Raw genomic sequence first — 19824 nt, forward strand, 5'->3', positions numbered from 1 at the left:
GGATATTCGCACATCCATGAAGGAAGATCCCTGTCTGACGACAAGCCCCCGCCACCGCGGCGGGGCGATCCGGGCGGACGCCGAGTCCTGCCGCCGCCCGGATGACCGGTCGACAGGAGTGGATCGGCAGGAGTGGAGGACCCAAGCACGACGGGTCGCCGGAGCGCCAGTTCCGAGCAGCCCTTGGGGTGAAGCCGCAAGCTCGCTTGCGGCCGGGCAACTTCGCCAGCCCGAATCCGACAGGTCATCCTTCACAGGCGGCTGACGAAGGGTTGCGCATGACTGCGCTCAATCGTGTCCCGTCGCTCATGGCCCGGGCCGGTACGGCCTCGGCCCTGACCATCGCCGCCGTGGGCGGCTCGATCGTGGCGCCCGGCTTCGCGTCGGAGGCGGAAGCCGCCTCGCCGGCGACCAAGGCACTCCAGGTCGCGGCCTCCAAGAAGGGGTCGCCCTACAAGTGGGGGGCTACGGGTCCGAGCAGGTTCGACTGCTCGGGACTGACGCTGTACTCGTTCAAGAAGGCGGGCAAGAAGCTGCCCCGCACGGCTGCCCAGCAGTACAACAAGACGCGCCACATCTCCGCCTCGAGCCGCAAGGCGGGCGACCTGGTGTTCTTCCACTCGGGGAGCAACGTCTACCACGTCGGCATCTACGCCGGTTCGGGCAAGATCTGGCACGCCCCCAAGACCGGGGACGTCGTGCGACTGCAGAAGATCTGGACGAAGAGCGTGTGGTACGGCCGGGTGAAGTAAGCCTTGCGGAGGCGGCGGCGCGTGCCCGGCGCGCCGCCGCCCCCTCCAGAACGGGATCCGGGCACGAGCGGGCACCCGTGCTCCCCCGCGGTCCGGCGCGGCACCTCGCCGCCCCGGTCCGGTCGTGCCGGTGTCCTCCTTCAGCGGGTCGGTCGCACCGGTCGTGCTCGCGGACGTGGCGACCGGCCGGGCCGGCGGTGCCGCCGCCGCTACGGAGGCCTTCCTGGTCCGCGGGGGCCGGGGCCGGGCCGTCAGGGCTGCTCCCCCGGGGCGCGCGGGCTCCGGCACCGAGACGGAGCCGGCCCGCACCGGCCCCGAACCGTCACGCCTGAGCGCCACGCCGCCGCGCCCCGAGGCCCGGGAGCCGTCGGTCCGCCGCCGGCGGCGGGGTGCGGGGCGGCGGCGTCCGCCCGGCTCCCCGGCCGGCACGCGGTGGCGACGACGGTCCTCGGCCGCCGTCCCGCCGTCGCCGACGGCCCGGGCTCCGCTCGCGTCGGCGGCGGGACGGCGGCCGCCGCAGGGCCCGTACCCCGGCCGGCACACCCGGACCCGGCCGCCCGGGCGACCGGCCGCCGCAGCACCGGCCCGGCCGGGCGCCGCGCGTCACCCCGCTGCCGCGCCGGCCGTCGCCGCCGGCCGGTCGCCCGGGCGGCCCACCCCTCGTCCTACGGTTCCTGCGGGACCGCCGCCGGTACCGGCTGGGCCGGGACGGTCCACGGCAGTTCGACGGAGACGGTCTTGCCGCCCTCCCGGGTGGGGCGGATGCGGAGTCTGCCGCCGCACTCGGCGGTCAGACAGCGGATGATCACCAGGCCGCGGCCGTTGTCCTGCTGGACGGCCGCCGGCAGCCGCCGGGGGAAGCGCGGATGGCTGTCGGTGACGCCGATCCGCAGCTGCTCGTCCCGGTCCAGCCGGACGTCCACCGTGAAGGTCGGCGACTGTCCGAAGGTGTGCTGGACGGCGTTGGTGGCGAGTTCGGAGACGATGAGCCGGACGCTGTCGGACACCTCCGCGTCCTCCGGCAGCCCCCACTCCGCCAGCGTGCCCACCACGTAGGCGCGCGCGGCGGAGACCGAGGCGGGATCGCTCGGCAGAGTGACGGATGCTTCCAGGTGGTCTGCCATGGCGACGTCGTCCCTTTCCCACGGGACCGCAGTCCGACACGGAGCGGATGGTTCGAGTACGGTCCCGGACTGGTGCTTCGTCGCCAGACTGCCATCACCACACGGGCGAAGGACGGCGATCCACCTGGATATGCATATATCTGTCGCTCGATGCGGTGAACTCTGCGACGCGAGACCGTATTGCGGCGGCACGGAAGGAGTAAGGAGGAGTGCATGCAGCACGGTCCCGCGGTGCGCCGCCGGAAACTGGGCGCCGAACTGCGCGCGCTGCGCACCTCGGCGGGGCTCACCAGCGGTGAGGCGGCCCGGATGGTGGGCTGGCACCAGTCGAAAGTAAGCCGGATCGAGACCGGTACGAGTGGGGTGAAACCGGGTGACGTGCGGTTACTGCTCGACGCGTACGGGGTGCGTGACACCCAACTCCGGGAGCTGCTGCTGGTGTTGGCGGGGTCGGAGGACACCGGCGGGCGGCACCACTGGTGGCACGCCTACCGCGGGGTGCTGCCGCCGACCTACCGGGACTTCATCAGTCTGGAGTCCCAGGCGGGCGCGATGCGCACCCTGGAGACCGCCGTCGTCCCGGGGCTGCTCCAGACGTCCGAGTACGCAAGGGCCGTGACCAGGGCCGCCGTCGAGAACCTGCCGGAGGAACGGCTCGACACGCTGGTGGAGGTACGGCTGGCCCGGCAGGTCGTGCTGCGCGCCGATCCGCCGCTGAGGCTGAGCGCCGTCCTGGACGAGGCCGTGCTGCGCCGGGAGGTCGGCGGCCCCGAGGTCATGTCCCGGCAGCTGACCCGGCTGGTCGAGGCGGCCCGGCTGCCTCAAGTGCGGCTCCAGGTGCTGCCGTTCACCGCCGGAGCGCACATCGGCGTCACCGGCCCTTTCGTTATTTTCTCATTTTCGAGCACTTCTGATCTGGATGTGGTTGTTCTCGACCACTTGACGAGTAGCCTCTACCTCGAACGGAAAGAAGACCTCCAGGCCTACACGGAGGCCTTCGACGCCCTTCAGGTCCACGCCCTTTCCCCCGAGGACTCGTTGGATTTCATCGCCGGGATTGCCGCCGGCGCGTAAGGAGGCACCATGCCCGCATTGCCTCGGCCCCTTCCCTCCAGCTCCGATCTGCACGGCGTGCGATGGCTGCGCAGCAGCTACAGCACCGGCGCGAACAACTGCGTCGAGACGGCCCGGCCAGGCCCGGGTCCGTGGGCCGGACTGCTCGCCGTGCGCGACTCCAAGGACCCGGCCGGGCCCGCGCTGTTCTTCTCGCCCGGGAGCTGGACGCGGTTCACGGCCGCGCTCCGGTGATCACCGACCGGTGCCGTCCGCCGGCCACCTGAACCGTCCGCCGACCATGACACCCGTCCGCCGTCCGTCCCCCCGTCCGACGCGCGACGCACACGGCCGTGCACGCCGACTCACGGCCGCGTCTCGCCGATCACCCGGACGGCGTGGGCGATCTGCTCACCGGTGAGGTCCGCACGGGCGGTCAGCCGCAGCCGGGAGATGCCGTCGGGCACGGAAGGAGGCCGGAAGCAGCCCACGGCCAGCCCGGCCGCGCGGCACTCCGCAGCCCAGCGCACGGCCGCCTCCGGGGAGGGGGCGCGCACCGAGACGACCGCGGCGTCCGGACGCACCGCGTCCAGACCCGCGGCCGTCAGACGGGCGTGCAACTCCCCGGCCACCTCGCGCGCACGCGCCGCGCGCTCCGGCTCGCGGCGCAGCAACCGCAGGGCCGCCAGGGCCGCTCCCGCCGCGGCGGGGGCGAGACCCGTGTCGAAGATGAACGTACGGGCCGCGTTGACCAGGTGGTCGACGACCCGGGCGGGGCCGAGGACGGCTCCGCCCTGGCTGCCGAGCGACTTGGACAGCGTGACCGTCGCGACGACGTCGTCGGCGCCCGCGAGCCCCGCCGCGTGCGGGGCGCCGCGGCCGCCGGCGCCGAGCACGCCCAGTCCGTGGGCGTCGTCGACCACCAGTCCCGCGCCGTGCTCCCGGCACGCCTCGGCCAGGGCGGCGAGCGGGGCCGCGTCGCCGTCGACCGAGAAGACCGTGTCGGACACGGCGATCGCGGCGCCCTCGTGGGTCCGGAGCGCCTTGCGCACGGCGTCCGGGTCGGCGTGCGCCGCCACCTGGGTGGTGCCGCGGGCCAGCCGGCAGCCGTCGATGAGCGAGGCGTGGTTGCCCGCGTCGGAGACGATCAGCGAGCCGTGCGGGGCCAGGGCGGTGACCGCCGCGAGGTTGGCGGCGTAGCCGGAGGAGAAGACCAGCGCCGCCTCGAAGCCGCAGAAGGCGGCCAGTTCGCGTTCAAGGTCGCCGTGCAGTTCGGTCGTGCCGGTGACGAGCCGGGAGCCGGTCGCGCCGCCGCCCCAGGTCCGCGCGGCCCGCGCGGCGCCCTCGGTGACCTCCGGATGGCGGGCCAGCCCCAGGTAGTCGTTGCTCGCGAGGTCCAGGAGCGGCGAGTCCGCCGGGCGCGGGCGCAGGGTCCGTACGAGGCCCGCGCGGCGGCGCAGTTCCGCCTGCTCGTCGATCCAGCCGAACGCCATGGGTCCTCCGGGCTTTTGTAGGCAGTGCACAGACATTAGCGGTCCGGTCCTCCGCCCAGGATGTGGCAATACCCACACACGGAAGTGTTGGCGTTGTGCAAAGTCTCCTTGGCCCGGGGCGGCTCCGTAGGACAGGATCTGCTCCCATGGACCTGCTGAACACGCTGGTGGACAAGGGGCTTCGGCGCGAGACGCCGACCCGCGCGGAGGCGCTCGCCGTCCTCGCGACTTCCGACGACGACCTGCTCGACGTGGTGGCCGCGGCCGGCAAGGTGCGCCGCCACTGGTTCGGCCGACGGGTGAAACTCAACTACCTCGTCAACCTCAAGTCCGGCCTGTGTCCCGAGGACTGCTCCTACTGCTCCCAGCGGCTCGGCTCCAAGGCGGACATCCTCAAGTACACCTGGCTCAAGCCCGACGAGGCCTCGCGGGCCGCGGCTGCCGGGGTGGCCGGCGGGGCCAAGCGGGTGTGCCTGGTGGCCAGCGGCCGGGGCCCGACCGACCGCGACGTGGCCCGGGTCTCCGACACCATCCGGACCATCAAGGAGCAGAACGAGGGCGTCGAGGTGTGCGCCTGCCTCGGGCTGCTCTCCGACGGCCAGGCGGAGCGGCTGCGCGAGGCGGGCGCGGACGCCTACAACCACAACCTCAACACGTCCGAGGGGACGTACGGGGAGATCACCACCACGCACACCTACGCCGACCGGGTGGACACGGTGAACAAGGCGCACGCGGCGGGCCTGTCCGCGTGCTCGGGTCTGATCGCGGGCATGGGCGAGAGCGACGAGGACCTGGTCGACGTGGTGTTCGCGCTGCGCGAGCTGGACCCCGACTCGGTCCCGGTCAACTTCCTGATCCCGTTCGAGGGCACGCCGCTCGCCAAGGAGTGGAACCTGACCCCGCAGCGCTGCCTGCGGATCCTGGCGATGGTGCGGTTCGTCTGCCCGGACGTCGAGGTGCGCATCGCGGGCGGCCGCGAGGTCCACCTGCGCAGCATGCAGCCGCTCGCGCTGCACCTGGCCAACTCGATCTTCCTCGGCGACTACCTGACCAGCGAGGGCCAGGCCGGCAAGGCCGACCTGGAGATGATCGCGGACGCCGGGTTCGAGGTCGAGGGCACCGACCGGGTGACGCTGCCGGAGCACCGGGCGGCGGCCGGGGGCGGCTGCGGCTCCCACGAGCCCGCCGCCGGGTGCGGCTCCCACGAGGGCGCCGCCGGGTGCGGTGCGCACGAGGGCGGTGGGTGCGGTGCGCACGAGGGTGGCGGAGTGTGTGGTTCCGCTCCGGTCCCCCGGGTGGACGAGCCCCGCACCGACCTGGTCGCCGTCCGCCGCCGGGGCGCCGGAACGGACCTCGCGCCCAATGCCTGAACTGAGCGTGCCGGAGCTGCTGGAGCTCGACCGCCGGCACGTGTGGCATCCGTACGGCCCCATGCCCGGCCGTCAGGAACCGCTCGTCGTGGAGTCGGCGAGCGGGGTGCGGCTGCGGCCGGCCGACGGGTCGGGCGAGCTGGTGGACGGCATGTCGTCCTGGTGGTCGGCGATCCACGGCTACAACCACCCGGTGCTGAACGAGGCGCTGCGCGAGCAGGCGGGGCGGATGAGCCACGTGATGTTCGGCGGGCTCACCCACGAGCCCGCCGTGCGGCTCGCGAAGCTGCTGGTGGACCTGACGCCGGACGGCCTGGAGCACGTGTTCCTCGCCGACTCCGGGTCGGTGTCGGTCGAGGTCGCGGTCAAGATGTGCCTGCAGTACTGGCGTTCGCTGGGCCGTCCGGGCAAGCAGCGGCTGATGACCTGGCGGGGCGGCTACCACGGCGACACCTGGCAGCCGATGTCGGTGTGCGACCCGCAGGGCGGGATGCACGAGCTGTGGAGCGGGGTGCTCCCGCGGCAGGTGTTCGCCGACCCGCCGCCCGCCGGGTACGAGGAGGCGTACGCCGACCACCTGCGCGAGCTGGTCGCGCGGCACGCCGACGAGCTGGCGGCGGTGATCGTCGAGCCGGTGGTGCAGGGCGCGGGCGGGATGCGGTTCCACTCCCCCGTGTATCTGCGCGTGCTGCGCGAGGCCTGCGACGCGCACGACGTGCTGCTGGTGTTCGACGAGATCGCGACCGGTTTCGGGCGCACGGGCGCGCTGTTCGCGGCGGAGCACGCGGCGGTGACGCCGGACGTGATGTGCGTGGGCAAGGCGCTGACCGGCGGCTACCTCACCATGGCCGCCACGCTGTGCACGCCGCGGGTGGCCGACGGCATCTCGCGGGGCGAGGTGCCGGTGCTCGCGCACGGCCCGACCTTCATGGGCAACCCGCTGGCGGCGGCCGTGGCCTGCGCCTCGATCGGGCTGCTGCTCGGCCAGGACTGGCTCGCGGAGGTCAAGCGGATCGAGGCGGGCCTGCGGGACGGGCTGGCACCCGCCGCGGAGCTGCCCGGTGTGGCGGACGTGCGGGTGCTCGGCGCCATCGGGGTGGTGCAGCTCGACCACCCCGTGGACATGCGGGCGGCCACCGAGGCGGCGGTGCGCGAGGGCGTGTGGCTGCGGCCGTTCCGCGACCTGGTCTACACGATGCCGCCGTACGTCACGGGTGACGCGGACGTGGCGCGGATCGCGCGCGCGGTGTGCGCGGCCGCACGGGAGGGATGACATGCCGGTACTGGTGATCACGGGCACGGGCACGGAGGTCGGCAAGACGGTCGTCACGGCCGCCGTCGCCGCGACGGCGCTGGCGGCCGGCCGGTCGGTGGCCGTGCTGAAGGCCGCGCAGACGGGCGTGGCGCCCGGCGAGGCCGGGGACGCCGCCGAGGTGGCACGGCTCGCGGGAGCCGTCACCACGGCCGAACTCGCGCGGTACCCCGAGCCGTTGGCACCGGCCACGGCGGCCCGCCGGGCCGGCCGCGCCCCGGTGCACCCGCACGAGGTCGCGGAGGCCGCCGCCAAGCTGGCCACCGAGCACGACCTGGTGCTGGTGGAGGGGGCGGGCGGACTGCTCGTCCGGTTCGACGCGGCGGGCGGGACGCTGGCGGACGCGGCCGCGCTGCTGTCGGCGCCGGTCCTGGTCGTGGTGTCGGCGGGTCTCGGCACGCTGAACACCACCGAGCTCACGGCCCGTGAGCTGCGCGGCCGGGGCATCGAGCCGGCGGGGATCGTCATCGGCAGCTGGCCCGCGGCACCGGACCTCGCCTCGCGCTGCAACCTGGCGGACCTGCCGGACGTGGCCGCGGCTCCCCTGCTCGGCGCGGTGCCCGCCGGGGCGGCGGCCCGCACACCCGCCGACTTCCGCGCGGCGGCTCCGCACTGGCTGGCGCCGCGCCTGGACGGCACGTGGGACGTCGAGGCGTTCCGGAGGCGGGAGGCGCCCTGAAGCCAGGAAGTGCCCTGAGGCGCAGGGGCGCCAGGCGCGGTCGCTCACGGGACGCGCGGTGCGGCCGGAGGTTCCGCCTCATGAGGGGTGCGCGGTGCGGCCGGCGCGTACCGGACGGGCGGTTGCCGCCGGGAGTCCCGGCTGCGGGCGGCATGTGAGGTACGGCCGACGTACCGCCGACGCATGCGGGACGGGCGGTCCCGTGGCGTGCTCACGGCCGAGCCCGGCCCGCGCCGGGCCGCCGCGCGCTCCCAGCCGCGCGCAGTCTGCGGCGTCCGGCCGCAGGTGGCGGGGGTGCGGCGCGGTCGACGCGCAGGCCGACACCTGCGGGACCGGCGGTCCCATGGCGTGCCCCAGGCCCGGCCCGGCCTGCGCCGATCCGCCGCGCGCTCCCGACCGCGCGCAGTCCGTGACGTCCGGCCGCAGGCGGCGGTGGTGCGGCGCGGCCGACACGCAGGCCGACACCTGCGGAACGAGCGGTCCCATGGCGTGCCCCCGGCCGAGCCCGGCCCGCGCCGATCCGCCGCACGCTCCCGACCGCGCGCAGTCCGTGACGTCCGGCCGCGGACAGCGGTGGTGCGGCGCGGCCGACACGCAGGCCGACACCTGCGGAACGGGCAGTCCCATGGCGTGCCCCCGGCCGGACCCGGCCCGCGCCGGGACACCGCACGCTCCCGGCCACGCGCAGTCTGCGGCGTCCGGCCACGGACGGCGGGGATGCGGCGCGGCCGATACGCAGGCCGACACCTGCGGAACGAGCGGTCCCATGGCGTGCCCCAGGCCCGGCCCGCGCCGAGCCGCCGCGCGCTCCCAGCCGCGCGCCGTCCGTGGTGTCCGGCGGCGGGGGTGCGGTGCGGGCGGTACGGGGGACAATCGCGGTAACGCCCGTCCGGGGGAGGTCCCGGGGCCTCCCCCGGGCTGCCGGCCGTGCTCGCAGCAGGGAGGTGCCGCCATGTCCGCCGGTTCCGCCAGGGGTGCGCGGGATCCTGTGCACCACCCGCTGTTCGCCCGTTGCTACGCACGGTTCAGCGTCACCGCCGAGTCCCGGATGGGCCTGGCGGGGATCCGCGAGCGGCTGCTCGCCGGGCTGTCCGGGCGGGTCCTCGAGGTCGGGGCGGGCAACGGTCTGAACTTCGCGCACTATCCGGACGCCGTCTCCGAGGTCGTCGCCGTCGAACCGGAGCGCGTGCTGCGGCGGTGGGCGGTGGAGTCCGCCCGGCGCGCGGAGGTGCCGGTGGACGTCGTGCCGGGGACGGCGGAGGCGCTGCCGGTCGAGAGCGGGGCCTTCGACGCGGCGGTGCTCTCGCTGGTGCTGTGCAGCGTGCGGGAGGTGCCGCGGGCGCTCGGGGAGCTGCGGCGCGTGCTGCGGCCGGGCGGCGAGGTGCGGTTCTTCGAGCACGGCCGGGGCGGCGGCCGGGTGATGACCTTCACCCAGCGCGCGCTGGACCGGACGTTGTGGCCCCGCCTGAGCGGCGGCTGCCACCTGGCCCGGGACCCGGTCGGGGCGCTGCGCGACGCCGGGTTCGGGCTGGGCCCCTACCGGCGGCTGACGCTGCCGGAGAAGGGACCGGCGCTGCCGGCGTCGTACTGCGTGCTGGGCGTCGCCTGGCGGCCGTCCGGCCCCTGGTCACCGGCTCCACCGGCCCGCGTCACAGGCTCCACTGGCGCAGCTCGCGGGTGAGGTCGTGCACCGACGCCTCGCCGCTCTTGGCCAGCCGGGCCAGGTCGCGGACCTGTTCCGGGGAGGTGACGACCTTCTCTCCGCTGGCGACGAGGTACGCGTAGGCGACGGCGGAGGCGAACAGCGCGTTGGAGCGCTCCAGGGCGGGGACGTGGATCAGCTGCTGGAGGAGGGCGGCGGCGCGGGCGTGCGGGCTGTCGTAGACGGGGGTGCCGAATATGTCGGCCTGGTGGCGGGCCACGGCGGCGACGAGGGCGCCCCAGTCGGTGACCTGGGGGTCCCCGGGGGTCTTGTGCTCGGCGAGCATCAGCAGCCAGGCGAGGTCGATGCGGAGGCCGTTCAACGGATCAGCGGCGGCCTTCGCGCGCGCCCTCGCGCTCGCCGGCCCCGCCGGCGAAGACGGCCTCGTACTGCTTCATGAAGTCGGCGGCGGCCTCCACGAAGGTGTGGCCGGCCTCCCCGGTGTCCTGCCTGACCAGCTCCTCGATGTAGCGGTTGACGCTCATGCCGCGGGCCAGGGCGCGTTCGCGGGCCGCGCGGGCGGTGTCCTCGTCCACGCGGACGTTCAGCTGGGTCTTCGCCATGCCTCGACGCTAGCGCCGGGGCGCTAGCACCGGCAAGGGGCCGGGCCGCGCGGACGTCCCGTTCCGCCGGCGTCCGGCGCGGGGCCGCGGCCGGGCCCACCGGAATACCGGATGTGGGGTGAGTCACATTACGCTCGATCGGTACTGGGCAGTACGGACGTCCACCCCGAGGAGGCGGCCTTGTCCCCACCCTCTGCGGAACACACGCCGGGCCTGTCCCCGGGCGACGGGACCGCCGCCCGCGCCCGCGCCCTGACCAAGGCGTACGGCTCCGGCGAGACGGCGGTGCTCGCCCTGGACTCGGTGGACGTCGACATCGCGCGGGGCCGTTTCACCGCGGTGATGGGCCCGTCGGGTTCGGGGAAGTCGACGCTGATGCACTGCCTGGCGGGGCTCGACACGGTCTCCTCCGGGCAGGCCTGGATCGGCGACACCGAGATCACGGGCCTGAGGGAGCGGGAGCTGACCCGGCTGCGGCGCGACCGCGTCGGGTTCATGTTCCAGTCGTTCAACCTCGTCCCGACGCTCGACGCGCTGGAGAACATCACCCTGCCCCTGGACATCGCGGGCCGCAGACCCGACGCGGCGTGGCTGGAGGAGGTCGTGGCCACGCTGGGGCTCGGGGACCGCCTGCGGCACCGGCCGTCCCAGCTCTCCGGCGGTCAGCAGCAGCGCGTGGCGTGCGCCCGGGCGCTGGTCTCCCGGCCCGATCTGATCTTCGCGGACGAGCCGACCGGCAACCTCGACTCGCGCGCCGGGCTGGAGGTGCTCGGCATCCTGCGCGAGGCCGTGGACCGGCTCGGTCAGACCGTCGTCATGGTCACCCACGACCCGGGCGCCGCCGCCCACTCGGACCTGGTGCTGTTCCTCGCGGACGGCCGGATCGTGGACGAGACGCGCGAGCCGACGGCGGAGTCGGTCCTGGAGCGGATGAAACGGTTCGACACGGTCCGCGTCCCGACCGGCGCGGCCGGTCCCGCCCGTGCCGCGGTGGCCGGGCCGGCTTCCGGTTCGGGCCGGGGGGCCGTCGGTCCCGTCGGCGGCCCGCAGTCCGAGGGACAGATCCCGTGCTGAAGGCGACGCTCCGGAGCTTCCTCGCGCACAAGGGACGGCTGCTGCTCTCCGCCCTGGCCGTCGTCCTGTCGGTGGCGTTCGTGGCGGGCAGCCTGATCTTCTCCGACACGGTCGGCCGCACCTTCGACCGGCTGTTCGCCTCGACCGCCGCCGACGTCACCGTCCGCCCGAAGCAGACGCTCGACTCGGCCGTGCCCTCGGGGAGGACGGCCACGCTGCCGGCCGCGCTCGCGGACCGCGTGCGCCGGGTCGAGGGGGTGGCGGCCGCGCGGGCGGAGGCGGAGACGCGGAACGTCACGCTCGTCGACGACCGGAACCGGCCCGTCAGCCCGACCACCGGTGCCCCCACGCGGGGCACCGTCTGGGACCCGGGCGGCCGCCGCCCGGTCGAGCTCACCTCCGGACGCGCCCCGCGCGGCCCGGCCGAGGCCCTGCTCGACGCGCAGACCGCCGACCGGGCGGACGTGCGCGTCGGCGACACCCTCACCGTGGTCGCGGCGCCCGGGTCCTTCCGGGTGCGGGTCGTCGGCATCGCGACCCTCACCACCACCAACCCGGGCACGGCGCTGCTCTTCCTGGACGCCCCGGCCGCGCGGACCCTGCTGCTGGGCGACCCCGACGCGGCCACCGCCGTCTCCGTGGACGCGGCGGAGGGCGTGCCGGACGACCTGCTCAAGCGGCGGGTGGCCGCCGCGCTCGGCACCGGCGCCTACGAGTACCGGACCGCCGCCGAGCAGGCCCGGTCGGACGTGGAACGGCTCGGCGGGATCCTCGACGTCATCAAGTACGTGATGCTCGGCTTCGCCGCGGTCGCCTGCCTCGTCGGGGTGTTCCTGATCGTCAACACCTTCTCGATGCTGATCGCCCAGCGCACCCGCGAGCTGGGGCTGCTGCGCGCGCTGGGAGCCGACCGGCGCCAGGTGCGCCGCTCGGTCCTCACCGAGGCGCTGCTGCTCGGCCTGGCCGGGTCCACCCTGGGCCTGGTGGCCGGCATCGGGCTCGCCGCCGGGCTGATCCAGCTCATGGGCCTGGTCGGCATGAACCTGGGGTCGGCCGAGATGGTGATCAAACGGGGCACGCCGGTCGTGGCGTACGCCGTCGGGATGGGCGTCACCTTCGTGGCGGCCTACCTCCCGGCCCGGCGGGCGGCGGGCGTCTCGCCGATGGCGGCCCTGGCCGACGCCGAGGTGGCGGGGGTCGGGCGGCCGCTGCGGCTGCGCGCGGTGGCGGGCGCGGTCGTCGGGGCGGTGGGGGCGGCGGCGCTCGCCGGCTGTGCGGCGGCCTCGCGGACGGCGACGGCGGCGTCGCTGCTGGGCGCCGGCGTGGTGCTGACCCTGATCGCGGCCGTGGTGGCGGGCCCGCTGCTGGTCCGGCCGGTGATCCGGGTGCTGGGCGCGGGCTTCCCGGCGCTGTTCGGCGTGGTCGGCCGGATGGGCCGGCGCAACGCCCTGCGCAATCCGCGCCGGACCGGTGCCACCGCCGCCGCGCTGATGGTGGGCCTCGCCCTGGTCGGCGGGATGTCGGTGGCGAGCGCCTCGGTCACCGCGTCGTTCGACCGGCAGATCGACCGGACGCTGGGCGCCGACTTCGTGGTGCAGAGCAGCAACTTCGCGCCCTTCCCCCAGGAGGTCACGGACGCGGTGCGCCGCACCGAGGGCGTCGGTCTCGTCGTGCGGTCGCGGTTCACTCCGGTGGGGGTGCGGCTGCCGGACGGCGACCGGGTGGAGACGACCGCGGCGGGCTACGGCCCCCGGCTCGACGACGTCGCCCACATCCCCTACGCGCACGGCGACACCGCGGCGGCGCTCGCCGACGGGCACCTCGCGATGGACCGGGACTTCGCCCGGGACCACGGGGTGCGGCCCGGCTCGGTGCTCCCGGTGGAGTTCCCGGGCGGCCGCCGGACCGAGCTGACGGTGGGGGCGCTCACCGACCTGGAGTCCGCCGAGGGCCTCGGGACGCGGGGCGGCCTGTACTTCGGCCTCGCCACGCTGGAGCGGTACGCGCCGGGCGGGCAGGACTCCGCGCTGTACGTCAACGCCGCGTCCGGCACGGGCGAGGACGGGCTGCGCGCCGCCCTGGACCGGAGCCTCGACCCGTATCCGCAGGTCCAGGTCCGCGACCTCGCCGACTACAAGGAGCTGGTGCGCGACCAGATAGCGGTGCTGCTGTACCTGGTCTACGCCCTGCTCGGGCTGGCGATCGTCATCGCGGTGCTCGGCGTGGTCAACACCCTGGCGCTGTCGGTGGTGGAGCGCACCCGCGAGATCGGGCTGCTGCGCGCCATCGGGCTGGCCCGGCGCCAGCTGCGCCGGATGATCCGGCTGGAGTCGGTGGTCATCGCGGTGTTCGGCGCGGTGCTGGGCCTGGCGCTGGGGCTGGTGTGGGGCGTGTGCACCCAGCAGGTGCTGGCGCTCCAGGGCATGACGGTGCTCGCGATCCCGTGGGGCACGGTCGTCGCGGTGGTCGTCGGGTCGGCGGTGGTGGGCGTCGTGGCGGCGCTGCTGCCCGCGCTGCGCGCCTCCCGCATGAACGTGCTGGCGGCGATCGCCCACGAATGAGCCGCCCCGCACCCGTCACCCGGCGCCCCGCGCCCCGCACCTGTCCGCATTCTGGAACGCCGTGTCGCGGGCGGCCGCGCGTGCTGTGATCACCGGATGACCGACCTGCGCATACGGGCCGCGGCGCCCGAGGACCTGGACACCGTGCTGGCCTTCTGGAGGACGGCCGCCGAGGGGACGAGCATCAGCGACGACCGGGACGGGGTGGAGCGGCTGGTGGCCCGCGACCCCGAGGCGCTGATCCTGGCGGAGCGCGACGGCGCGCTGGTGGGCACCGTGATCGCGGGGTTCGACGGCTGGCGCTGCCACCTGTACCGGCTGGCCGTGCACCCGGACCACCGCCGCCGGGGGATCGGCGCGGCGCTGCTCGCCGCGGCGGAGGAGAGGTTCGCCGCGCTGGGCGGGCGCCGCGCGGACGCCATGGTGCTCCGGCGCAACACGACCGCCCAGCACGCGTGGGACGCCGCCGGGTACGCGCCCGAGGAGCAGTGGCGGCGCTGGGTGAAGCCCCTCCGGGGATGATCTCTTCACTTCTTTGCCGATCCTTTACCCCCGAAGGGCACTCGGTCCCGCATGAAAGGTTGTGAGCGTCCGCCCAGGGGCGAGCCTCCCCGTGCGCGACACCGCGCACGCCTCCCCGTCCTGTCCGACCATGGGACGGAGGTGACCAGATGACCGAAGTGCTCCTCCTCCTGGTGGCGATCCTGCTGTCGCTGGCCTGCGGCGCGTTCGTGGCGGCGGAGTTCTCGCTGACCACGGTCGAGCGCGGCGAGCTGGAGCGGGCCGCCGAGCGCGGTGAACGGGGCGCGGCGGGCGCCCTCGGAGCCGTCCGGAACCTGACCTTCCAGCTCTCCGGCGCGCAGCTCGGCATCACGGTCACCAACCTGGTGGTCGGCATGCTCGCCGAGCCGTCGATCGCCGCGCTGCTCGCGGGCCCGCTGGAGTCGGCCGGCGTCTCGCGCGCGGCGGCGGGCTCCATCGCCCTGGTCGTCGGCACGGCCCTGTCGACCGTGTTCCTGATGGTCGTCGGCGAGCTCGTGCCGAAGAACTGGGCGATCTCCTCGCCCCTGAAGGTCGCCAAGACCGTCGGCAACGCGCAGCGCTGGTTCAGCGCCGCGTTCCGGCCGTTCATCACCCACCTCAACAACACGGCGAACCGCGTGGTGCGCCGCCTCGGCCTGGAGCCCGCCGAGGAGCTGGCCTCCGCGCGCGGCCCGCAGGAGCTCGCGGCGCTGGCCCGGCACTCCGCCAAGGAGGGCGCGCTGGAGGCGGACACCGCCGAGCTGTTCGTGCGGACGCTGAACCTCGCCGACCTGACCGCGGAGAACGTGATGACGCCGCGCGTGCAGGTCATCGCCCTGGAGGCCCAGGCGACCTGCGAGGACGTGGCGAACGCGACCCGGGCGACCGGCCTGTCCCGGTTCCCGGTCTACCGCGGGAACCTCGACACGGTCGTCGGCACCGCGCACGTCAAGGACGTCCTGGCGGTGCCCGCGGAGCGCCGGCGCCTGGTCCCCGTCGCCGAGCTGATGCGCGAGCCGCTGCTGGTCCCGGAGTCGCTCACGGTCGACCGGCTCCTGGACCGGCTCTCCGGCAAGCGGACCATGGCCGTCGTCATCGACGAGTACGGCGGCACCGCGGGCGTGGCCACGCTGGAGGACATCGTCGAGGAGGTGGTCGGCGAGGTCCGCGACGAGCACGACCCGCACGAGACGCCCGACCTGGTCCCGGCCGGCACGGACGAGGACGGCCACGCGCTGTTCTCGGCCGACGGCGCGGCGCGCGTCGACCAGCTCGCGCGCGTCGGACTGCGCCCGCCGGAGGGCCCGTACGAGACGCTGGCCGGGATCGTGGCCACGGAGCTCGGCCGGATCCCGGCCGTCGGTGACACCCTCCAGGTGGCCGGCTGGCACATGGAGGTGCTGGACGCCACCGGCCGCCGGGCGGCGCGCGTCCTGCTGCACGCGCCCCTGACGGCGGAGAAGGACGACGAGAGGGAGGCGCGCCGGTGACCGCCGTACAGCTGCTGATCGGTCTGGCGACGCTGGTCGTCAACGCCTTCTTCGTCGGCGCCGAGTTCGCCCTGATCTCCGTGCGCCGCAGCCAGATCGAGCCCTACGCCGAGCAGGACGACCGGCGCGCCAAGAGCGTGCTGTGGGGGCTGGAGCACGTGTCCGCGCTGATGGCGGCCGCGCAGCTCGGCATCACGCTGTGCACGCTGGTCCTCGGCGTGGTCGCCGAGCCGGCCATCGCGCACCTGCTGGAGCCGGCGTTCCACGCGGCGGGCGTGCCGTCGGGCGCCGGGCACGCGGTGTCGTTCGTCATCGCGCTGACCCTGGCCACGTACCTGCACATGCTGCTCGGCGAGATGGTGCCGAAGAACATCGCGCTCGCCGAGCCGGTGCGCAGCGCGCTGGCGCTCGGTCCGCCCCTGGTGGCGCTGTCCCGCGCGCTGCGCCCGGTGATCTTCACGGTCAACGCGTTCGCCAACGCGCTGCTGAGACTGCTGCGGGTCCAGGCCCGGGAGGAGGTCGTCGCCTCCTACTCGGACGCCGAGATCGCGCAGATCGTGAAGGACTCCGGCGAGGCCGGGCTCATCGACGACCGCGCCCGGGAGCGGCTGCACGACGCGCTGGAGCTGGGCCGCAGGCCGGTGCGCGACGTGGTGCTGCCGCTGGAGGGCGTGGTGTACGCGCGCGTGGGCGTCACGCCGGAGCAACTGGAGCAGCTGTCGGCCCGGTCCGGGTTCTCCCGCTTCCCGGTGGTGGACGAGGGACGGCGCATCGTCGGCTACCTGCACGTCAAGGACGCCCTGGACGCCTCGCCGCGGGACCTGCCGTTCCGGCTGCGCGACATGCGCCCCATCGCGCGGGTACGCGAGAGCACGCCGCTGGACGACGTCCTGACGGCGCTGCGCGGCAGCCGGACGCACCTGGCGGCCGTGATCGGGTCCGACGGGCGGCTGGCGGGCCTGGTGACCATGGAGGACGTGCTGCGGGAGCTGTTCGGGCAGCGGGCGTGACCGGGTCGGTCCGGGTCCCGGGACCCGGACCGACCGCCGGGTATGTGCACGGGATACCATCTCTGTCGCCATGCAGACGAATCCCACGTACACCAGCCTGGTCGCCGTCGGCGACTCCTTCACCGAGGGCATGTCGGACCTGCTGCCGGACGGCACCTACCGCGGCTGGGCCGACCTCCTGGCCGCGCGGATGGCCGCCCGCACCCCCGGGTTCCGGTACGCCAACCTGGCGGTGCGCGGCAAGCTGATCCGGCAGATCGTCGAGGAGCAGGTCGACGTGGCGGCCTCCATGCAGGCGGACGTGGTCACGCTGGTCGGCGGCCTCAACGACACCCTGCGCCCCAAGTGCGACATGGCCCAGGTGCGCGGTCTGCTGGAGGAGGCCGTCGAGAAGCTGGCCCCCTCCTGCAAGCAGCTGGTGCTGATGCGCAGCCCCGGCCGCCAGGGACCGGTCCTGGAGCGCTTCCGGCCGCGCATGGAGGCGCTGTTCGCCGCGGTCGACGAGCTGGCCGAGCGGCACGGCGCGCTCGTGGTCGACCTGTACTCGGCGCCCTCGCTCGCCGATCCGCGGCTGTGGGACGTGGACCGGCTGCACCTGACGGCGGACGGGCACCGCCGGGTCGCGGAGGCCGTCTGGCAGGCGCTCGGCCACGAGCCCGAGGACCCCGAGTGGCACGCCCCGCCGCCGGTGTCCGCCCCGCCCCACTGGGTCGCGCGGCGCGTGGCGGACGCCCGGTTCGCCCGGCAGCACCTGCTGCCCTGGATCGCCCGGCGGCTGACCGGCCGGTCCTCCGGCGACGGCCTTCCCCCGAAACGGCCGGAGCTGCTGCCGTACGAGGGGTGAGCGGGGGCCGGCGGGAGCCCGCGGCGGCCTCCCCGCCCGCCCCGGCCCCGGACCGGGGACACGCCGCCGGATGGCCGATGACCGGCATTTCGCCGCCTTTCCGGTCATAACGTGCCGCTCATGACCAAACGCCATCTTGCCTATCTGGCATGCACCGCGGCACTCGTCGCCTCGGCGGTCGGGGCCGCCCCGCCGGCGGACGGGACGCGGACCCACCTCGTGCGCCCCGGGCAGTCGATCCAGCAGGCGGTGGACGCCGCGAAGCCCGGCGACACCGTGCTGCTGCTGCCCGGCACCCACCGCGGGAGCGTCCGGGTGACGACGTCCGGGCTGACCCTGCGCGGCATGGGCGGCGGACGCACCGTCCTGCGGCCGAGCCCCACCGGGGCCGCGGCCGGCAGCTGCGCGAAGGCCGGCCACGGCATCTGCGTGGAGGGCACCACCGGCCGTCCGGTCGAGGGCACCACCATCGCCTCCCTGACCCTGTCCGGCTACGCCAGGAACGGCGTGTGGGCGACGGACACGGACCGGCTGACGGTCCGGCGGGTGGTCGCCGAGGAGAACGGGCAGTGGGGCATCGCCCAGCAGCGCTCCGTGCGCGGCACGTTCACGTACAACGTGGCCCGGCGCAACGGCGACGCGGGCGTGTTCCTCGCCAACACGGTCACCGAGGAGGGCGGCGCCACCGACTCCCTCGGCGCGGTGGTCGCGCGCAACCGCCTGGAGGGCAACCGGATCGGCCTCACCGTCCGGCGGCTGCGCAACCTCACCGTCGCGTACAACGACGCCACCGCCAACTGCGCGGCCGTCTTCGTCGTCGGCGACGAGACTCCCCCGCGGGCCGGCGCCCTGACCGTGCGCGACAACCGGATCGTGGCGAACAACAAGTACTGCCCGAAGACGGCCCGGCTGCCGTTCCTCCAGGGCTCGGGGATCGTGCTGACCGGCGCCGAGGACACGCTGGTGACCCGGAACCTGGTCGCGGACCACAAGGGCACCTCGCCGCTGTCGGGCGGTGTGGTGATCTTCAAGAGCATGGTGGGCGCCAAGAGCGAGCGGAACCGGATCACCGGCAACACGCTGCGCGACAACCACCCGGCGGACCTGGTCGACTCCGACACCGCGACGAACAACGCGTTCCAGGGCAACACCTGCACCCTGTCCAAGCCCGCCGGACTGTGCTGAACCGCCGTACCCGCCCGTGCACCCAAGAATGGAGAGGCGGCACATGACGACCGCAAACTCTGCCCCGCCGCCGCCCATGCGGCTGAGGGAGCTCGTGTTCGGGGCGGCGTGTGCCGCCGCCCTGCGCGCGGCCGCCCGGCTGGGCGTCGCCGACGCCCTCGGGGACGCCCCCGCCGCCGTGGAGGACCTCGCGGCCGCGGTGAAGGCCGAGCCGAAGCCGCTGCGGCGGCTGCTGCGCGCGCTGACCTGCTACGGCGTCTTCACCGAGCGGCCGGACGGCACCTTCGCGCACACCGGCATGTCCCGGCTGCTGCGCGAGGACGACCCGAACAGCCTGCGCGACATCTGCCTGTGGTGCACCGAGCCGTGGACCTGGGACGCCTGGCCGCTCCTCGACGAGGCGGTGCGCACCGGCCACAACGTCGTGGAGGACCTGTACGGCAAGGAGTTCTTCACCTACCTCAACGAGGACGCCCCGGAGTCGGCCGACGTCTTCAACCGGGCCATGACCACCTCCAGCCGGCAGTCCGCGCAGGACGTCGCCGACCTCCTCGACCTGTCGGGGTGCGCGTCGGTGGCCGACATCGGCGGCGGCCAGGGGCACGTGGTGGCGAGCCTGCTGGAGAAGTACCCCGCCCTGCACGGCACCCTGCTCGACCTGCCGCGCGTGGTCGAGCGCGCCGACCCGCGGCTGCGGCCCGGCGGCCCGCTCGCGGACCGGGTGCGGATCGTGCCCGGCGACTGCCGCGCCGCCGTCCCGGTGAAGGCGGACGCCTACGTCATCAAGAACGTCCTGGAGTGGGACGACGACAGCACCACCCGGCTGCTGCGCAACGTCGTCGAGGCGGGCGGGCCCGGGACCCGGGTCGTGGTCATCGAGAACCTCGTCGACGACAGCCCGTCGATGCGGTTCAGCACCGCCATGGACCTGCTGCTGCTGCTGAACGTCGGCGGTGCCAAGCACACCACCGACAGCATGGTCGGCCGGCTGACCGCGGCGGGCCTGATCATCGACGACATCAGCCCGGTCAACGCCTATCTGCACGCGTTCGACTGCACCGTCGTCGGCTGACCCGGCGGGCCGGACCGA

General features: G+C 74.7%; 19 protein-coding genes and 1 riboswitch. Of the genes, 15 read left to right on the top strand and 4 right to left on the bottom strand.

Going from position 1 to position 19824, the window contains the following annotated elements; all coding sequences use genetic code 11:
- Positions 1–68 precede the first annotated feature (68 nt).
- A riboswitch (cyclic di-AMP (ydaO/yuaA leader) is annotated at positions 69–275 on the top strand.
- Between the two features lie 3 nt (positions 276–278).
- On the top strand, positions 279–752 hold the full coding sequence (locus ACIF8T_RS12020; RefSeq protein WP_400033839.1) for a C40 family peptidase: 474 nt from the start codon (positions 279–281) through the stop codon (positions 750–752).
- Between the two features lie 665 nt (positions 753–1417).
- Here ACIF8T_RS12020 and ACIF8T_RS12025 read toward each other — a convergent pair.
- Positions 1418–1876 carry an ATP-binding protein gene (locus ACIF8T_RS12025; RefSeq protein WP_400033840.1) on the bottom strand — a complete coding sequence of 153 codons (459 nt, stop codon included), beginning with the start codon at positions 1874–1876 and terminating at the stop codon, positions 1418–1420.
- Positions 1877–2089: 213 nt separating this feature from the next.
- Here ACIF8T_RS12025 and ACIF8T_RS12030 point away from each other — a divergent pair, with 213 nt between their 5' ends.
- Together ACIF8T_RS12030 and ACIF8T_RS12035 are read left to right on the top strand one after the other, a co-directional pair.
- Positions 2090–2950 carry a helix-turn-helix domain-containing protein gene (locus ACIF8T_RS12030; RefSeq protein ID WP_400033842.1) on the top strand — a complete coding sequence of 287 codons (861 nt, stop codon included), beginning with the start codon at positions 2090–2092 and terminating at the stop codon, positions 2948–2950.
- 9 nt (positions 2951–2959) lie between these two features.
- Positions 2960–3184 carry a DUF397 domain-containing protein gene (locus ACIF8T_RS12035; protein WP_400033844.1) on the top strand — a complete coding sequence of 75 codons (225 nt, stop codon included), beginning with the start codon at positions 2960–2962 and terminating at the stop codon, positions 3182–3184.
- Between the two features lie 110 nt (positions 3185–3294).
- Here the strand turns inward: ACIF8T_RS12035 and ACIF8T_RS12040 are convergent, their stop codons facing one another.
- Entirely contained in the window at positions 3295–4422 is a 1128-nt protein-coding gene (locus ACIF8T_RS12040; RefSeq protein WP_400033846.1) for an 8-amino-7-oxononanoate synthase, read from the bottom strand.
- Positions 4423–4568: 146 nt separating this feature from the next.
- Between ACIF8T_RS12040 and bioB the strand changes: the two genes are divergently transcribed.
- From bioB to ACIF8T_RS12060, 4 genes are all read left to right on the top strand, one after another.
- Positions 4569–5792 (top strand): biotin synthase BioB, encoded by a 1224-nt coding sequence (gene bioB / locus ACIF8T_RS12045; protein ID WP_400033848.1) that lies wholly within the window; start codon positions 4569–4571, stop codon positions 5790–5792.
- On the top strand, positions 5785–7065 hold the full coding sequence (locus tag ACIF8T_RS12050; protein ID WP_400033850.1) for an adenosylmethionine--8-amino-7-oxononanoate transaminase: 1281 nt from the start codon (positions 5785–5787) through the stop codon (positions 7063–7065). The genes bioB and ACIF8T_RS12050 overlap by 8 nt, the downstream gene beginning before the upstream one ends.
- Position 7066: 1 nt before the next feature.
- Positions 7067–7783: a dethiobiotin synthase gene (gene bioD / locus ACIF8T_RS12055; RefSeq protein ID WP_400033852.1), complete on the top strand. Its 717-nt coding sequence runs from the start codon at positions 7067–7069 to the stop codon at positions 7781–7783.
- Positions 7784–8735: 952 nt separating this feature from the next.
- Complete coding sequence (locus tag ACIF8T_RS12060; protein WP_400033854.1) at positions 8736–9464, top strand: class I SAM-dependent methyltransferase; 729 nt, start codon at positions 8736–8738, stop codon at positions 9462–9464.
- Here ACIF8T_RS12060 and ACIF8T_RS12065 read toward each other — a convergent pair.
- Together ACIF8T_RS12065 and ACIF8T_RS12070 are read right to left on the bottom strand one after the other, a co-directional pair.
- The gene (locus ACIF8T_RS12065; RefSeq protein ID WP_400033856.1) at positions 9433–9807 is read right to left on the bottom strand and encodes a fic family toxin-antitoxin system, toxin component; all 375 of its coding nucleotides are present in this window, start codon (positions 9805–9807) and stop codon (positions 9433–9435) included. The genes ACIF8T_RS12060 and ACIF8T_RS12065 overlap by 32 nt on opposite strands.
- 4 nt (positions 9808–9811) lie before the next feature.
- Positions 9812–10048 (bottom strand): toxin-antitoxin system HicB family antitoxin, encoded by a 237-nt coding sequence (locus ACIF8T_RS12070; RefSeq protein ID WP_400033858.1) that lies wholly within the window; start codon positions 10046–10048, stop codon positions 9812–9814.
- A 180-nt stretch (positions 10049–10228) separates the two neighbouring features.
- Between ACIF8T_RS12070 and ACIF8T_RS12075 the strand changes: the two genes are divergently transcribed.
- The 8 genes from ACIF8T_RS12075 (at position 10229) to ACIF8T_RS12110 (ending at position 19806) form a co-directional block, all read left to right on the top strand.
- Positions 10229–11122 carry an ABC transporter ATP-binding protein gene (locus tag ACIF8T_RS12075; RefSeq protein ID WP_400033860.1) on the top strand — a complete coding sequence of 298 codons (894 nt, stop codon included), beginning with the start codon at positions 10229–10231 and terminating at the stop codon, positions 11120–11122.
- Complete coding sequence (locus ACIF8T_RS12080; protein WP_400033862.1) at positions 11116–13683, top strand: ABC transporter permease; 2568 nt, start codon at positions 11116–11118, stop codon at positions 13681–13683. The genes ACIF8T_RS12075 and ACIF8T_RS12080 overlap by 7 nt, the downstream gene beginning before the upstream one ends.
- Positions 13684–13779: 96 nt before the next feature.
- Complete coding sequence (locus tag ACIF8T_RS12085) at positions 13780–14205, top strand: GNAT family N-acetyltransferase (RefSeq protein ID WP_400033864.1); 426 nt, start codon at positions 13780–13782, stop codon at positions 14203–14205.
- 149 nt (positions 14206–14354) lie between these two features.
- Positions 14355–15695, top strand: coding sequence for a hemolysin family protein (locus tag ACIF8T_RS12090; RefSeq protein ID WP_400033866.1), 1341 nt, complete (start codon positions 14355–14357; stop codon positions 15693–15695).
- Positions 15692–16705 (top strand): hemolysin family protein, encoded by a 1014-nt coding sequence (locus tag ACIF8T_RS12095; protein ID WP_400033868.1) that lies wholly within the window; start codon positions 15692–15694, stop codon positions 16703–16705. The genes ACIF8T_RS12090 and ACIF8T_RS12095 overlap by 4 nt, the downstream gene beginning before the upstream one ends.
- A 70-nt stretch (positions 16706–16775) precedes the next feature.
- Positions 16776–17549 (top strand): SGNH/GDSL hydrolase family protein, encoded by a 774-nt coding sequence (locus ACIF8T_RS12100; protein ID WP_400033870.1) that lies wholly within the window; start codon positions 16776–16778, stop codon positions 17547–17549.
- Positions 17550–17669: 120 nt separating this feature from the next.
- Positions 17670–18734, top strand: a complete 1065-nt coding sequence (locus tag ACIF8T_RS12105; protein ID WP_400033871.1) for a nitrous oxide reductase family maturation protein NosD — start codon at positions 17670–17672, stop codon at positions 18732–18734.
- A 43-nt stretch (positions 18735–18777) separates the two neighbouring features.
- Positions 18778–19806, top strand: coding sequence for a methyltransferase (locus tag ACIF8T_RS12110; RefSeq protein ID WP_400033873.1), 1029 nt, complete (start codon positions 18778–18780; stop codon positions 19804–19806).
- The last annotated feature ends 18 nt before the right edge of the window (positions 19807–19824 follow it).

The sequence above is a fragment of the Streptomyces sp. NPDC085946 genome, assembly GCF_044540485.1.
GTDB lineage: Bacteria > Actinomycetota > Actinomycetes > Streptomycetales > Streptomycetaceae > Streptomyces.